The organism is Streptomyces niveiscabiei (genome assembly GCF_001419795.1).
GTDB lineage: Bacteria > Actinomycetota > Actinomycetes > Streptomycetales > Streptomycetaceae > Streptomyces > Streptomyces niveiscabiei.
This window is the reverse complement of the sequence record NZ_LIRL01000936.1, coordinates 1-3,143: the sequence shown is the minus strand read 5'-3', so window position 1 is coordinate 3,143 and position 3,143 is coordinate 1. Positions and strand designations below refer to the sequence as shown.

Annotated in this window: 4 protein-coding genes; all 4 read right to left on the bottom strand. The window is 72.3% G+C overall.

From position 1 onward, the window contains the following. Positions 1-133 precede the first annotated feature (133 nt). Complete coding sequence (locus tag AOK24_RS37300; protein ID WP_055724377.1) at positions 134-1,759, bottom strand: YifB family Mg chelatase-like AAA ATPase; 1,626 nt, start codon at positions 1,757-1,759, stop codon at positions 134-136. A gap of 1 nt (position 1,760) precedes the next feature. Further along, positions 1,761-2,162: a YraN family protein gene (locus AOK24_RS37295; protein WP_075732480.1), complete on the bottom strand. Its 402-nt coding sequence runs from the start codon at positions 2,160-2,162 to the stop codon at positions 1,761-1,763. 99 nt (positions 2,163-2,261) lie between these two features. Next, a complete protein-coding gene (locus AOK24_RS37290) occupies positions 2,262-2,570 on the bottom strand; it encodes a DUF2469 domain-containing protein (protein WP_010353840.1) in 309 nt (102 codons plus the stop codon). A gap of 56 nt (positions 2,571-2,626) precedes the next feature. After that, positions 2,627-3,103 carry an NUDIX hydrolase gene (locus tag AOK24_RS37285; protein WP_079057186.1) on the bottom strand — a complete coding sequence of 159 codons (477 nt, stop codon included), beginning with the start codon at positions 3,101-3,103 and terminating at the stop codon, positions 2,627-2,629. Positions 3,104-3,143: the final 40 nt, after the last annotated feature.

The following is a 3,143-nucleotide window of genomic DNA, read 5'->3' as shown; positions in this document are numbered from 1 at the left end:
CCCCCCGACCTCATCCCCAGGCTCGACAACCCGCCCAAGAAACACCCGAGCAACCCGCTCTTCCTCGTCCACCCACAGCTCCTTCCGAGAAGGGCCGCGCACCGCACCTCGGTACGCGGCCCGACCACATGCGTCAGGTCAGCGCGCCGATCGCCATCGGCACCCCGCGCGGTACCCCGGTCCGCAGTTGCAGCGCCAGGGCGACATCGGTCGCGTCGGGGCGGTCGTGGCCGACGAGGTCGGCGACCGTCCAGGCGACCCGCAGGACGCGGTCGACGCCCCGGGCGGTGAGCACACCGCGTTCGAGGCCCCGCTCGGCCTCGTCCATCGCGCCGGACACCGCCTGCCAGCGGCTGCGCAGCTCCCGGCCGGGGACTTCGCTGTTGGTCCGCCACGGCGTGCCGGCCAGCCGGGCCGCCGCGCGCTCCCGGGCGGCCAGCACCCGCGCGGCGACCGTCGCCGTGGACTCCCCGCCGGGCCCTCGGTACGCCAGTTCGGCGCGGCTGACGGGGTCCACCTCGACCCTCAGGTCGACCCGGTCGAGGAGCGGCCCGGAGAGCCGGGCCTGGTAGCGGCGGATCACGGAAGGCGGGCACTCGCACAACGTGTCCCGCTGCGAGAACCTCCCGCAGGGGCACGGGTTCGCCGCCAGCACCATGAGGAAGCGCGCCGGGAACCGCACCACGCCGGCGCTGCGGGCGATCACCACGTGCCCCGCCTCCAGGGGCTGTCGGAGGGCGTCGAGCGCGGTGCTGTTGAACTCCGGGGCCTCGTCGAGAAAAAGCACCCCGCGATGAGCCAGGGACACCGCTCCCGGCCGGGCGATGCCGGGGCCGCCTCCGACGAGCGCCTGCATCGTGGCCGAGTGGTGCGGGGCGCAGTACGGGGCCACGTCGACGAGCGGCTTGCCCGGCGGCAGCAGTCCGGCCACCGAGTGGACGGCCGTGACCTCCAGGGAGTCCTCCCGCCCGAGCGGGGGCAGCACGGCCGGCAGCCGCTCCGCCAGCATGGTCTTGCCGGCCCCCGGCGGACCCTCCAGAAACAGGTGGTGGCCACCGGCCGCCGAGACCTCCACGGCCGTGCGGGCCGAGAGCTGGCCCACGACGTCGGCGAGGTCGTGGCCCTGGTCCTGCTGGGCCGCGCCCATGCTGTGCATGCCGGTGGCCGCGCCCGTCCCGGGTACCCGCAGGCCCGCCAGCAGCGGATCGGGCCGCCCCACCTCGTCCGGCTCCTCCTCGGGCACCGGCTCGTCCGCGAGGACGGCGATGAGCTGCCGCAGGCTGCGCACCCCGAGCACTGACACCCCGGGGACCAGCGACGCCTCCGCCGCCGCGCACTCCGGGACGACGACCTGCTGGTACCCCGACTCGGCGGCGGCCAGCACGGCGGGCAGGATGCCCCGCACGGGACGTACCCGTCCGTCCAGCCCCAGCTCGCCGATCATCACGATGTCGGCCAGCACCCTCGGGTCGATCCGCTCCGCCGCGCCAAGCACCGCGCAGGCGACGGCGAGGTCGAAGCCGGAGCCCGCCTTGGGCACCGACGCCGGGCTGAGCCCGACCGTGAGCTTCTTCTGCGGCCACTCGCCACCCGAGTTGAGGACCGCCGCCCGTACCCGGTCCCGGCTCTCCGTCAAGCTCTTGTCCGGCAACCCCACCAACGTGAACGCCGCCACCCCCGGCTCCAGGTCCGCCTGGACCTCGACGACGACTCCCTCGACCCCCACCAGGGCCACGGAACACGTGCGTGCGAACCCCATCTCAGGCCACCCCCCGCACGTGCTCGACGACGGCGGCCCCGCGCCGGGGCAGGAGCACGGCGACGACGTCGATGCGGACGCCCCCGGGCGGGGCGCCGCCGTGGGTGTGGAGCCAGTGTTCGGCGAGGCCGCGCAGGCGGTCCGCCTTCTGGGGGGTGACCCCGGCGAGGGGATGCTGGAAGGGCCCGTCCCGCCGTGTCTTCACCTCGCAGACGACCAGGACGTCCCCGTCCCGCGCCACGATGTCGATCTCACCGGCCCGGCCGGAGCGCCAGTTGCGCTCCAGGACCGTCATCCCGGCGTCGGCCAGCCGCCGCGCGGCCAGCTCCTCGCCGTACTCTCCGATTGCCTTGCGTGCCAGATCCGTGTTCATGTCGGCACCACCTCCGGCACCGACGATCACGCACCCGGCGAGACCGGAAGGATCTTGGTGGACAACCGGCCGCCTGTGGAAAACCCCGTCACCCGAAGGAGTGACGTCACCGCAGGCCCGGGAAGGGCCTCAGTTCCCCGGCAGTTCCAGATCGCTCTTGTTCAGCTCCTCAATGTTCACGTCCTTGAACGTCAACACCCGGACCTGCTTCACGAACCGAGCCGGCCGGTACATGTCCCACACCCAGGCATCCGCCATGGACACCTCGAAGAACACCTCACCCTGGACCGAGTGCACCTGCATCTCGTAGTCGTTGGTGAGATAGAACCGCCGCTCCGTCTCGATCACATACTTGAACAACCCGACGACATCGCGGTACTCCCGATAGAGCTTCAGCTCCATCTCGGTCTCGTACTTTTCGAGGTCCTCGGCGCTCATGGCATGTTCCCCTTCAGCCGTGCGGTCCCACCATTGTGCGCCAGTCCCGCGCGCCCCTAGACGATTTCCGTGTCAAGGGTCACGGGCCTGGGCGGGGGCCCTTCGTCGAGCAGCCGGCGCAGCAGCTCGGCAAGTCTGGTCGGATACACCGTCTCATGCGACCGGCCCAGTTCCCGACAGGTCCACCACCTCGCACCGGCGACACTGCGCCGCTCCAGCTCGGTGAGGGCCGTGGCGCGGGTCACGGTCGTCGTCGTACGCGCGAGGTAGTACCACTCATCCTGGTCCCACCGCCGCCCCGCGAAGGGGAACGAGCACACCCTCCGCCACAGCACGGGCCCGAGCCGTACGTCCCTGATCCCGGTCTCCTCGACGAGTTCCCGCAGAGCGGCGTCCTCACGGGTCTCCCCGTCCTCGACACCCCCGCCGGGCGTGAACCACCAGTCGTTCCCGGGATCGTCGGGCTCATGCCCGTGCAGCAGCAGAACCCGGTCCTCGGGATCGAGCAGCACCACACGGGCGACCTTCCGCAAGGCCCCCGACCCAAACGCCTCAGCCGCACCGGACGCCCCA

Excerpts from the sequence above, each read along its gene's own strand:
- AOK24_RS37300 (WP_055724377.1), bottom strand. The coding sequence starts at position 1,759 with ATGGGGTTCGCACGCACGTGTTCCGTGGCCCTGGTGGGGGTCGAGGGA.
- AOK24_RS37290 (WP_010353840.1), bottom strand. The coding sequence starts at position 2,570 with ATGAGCGCCGAGGACCTCGAAAAGTACGAGACCGAGATGGAGCTGAAG.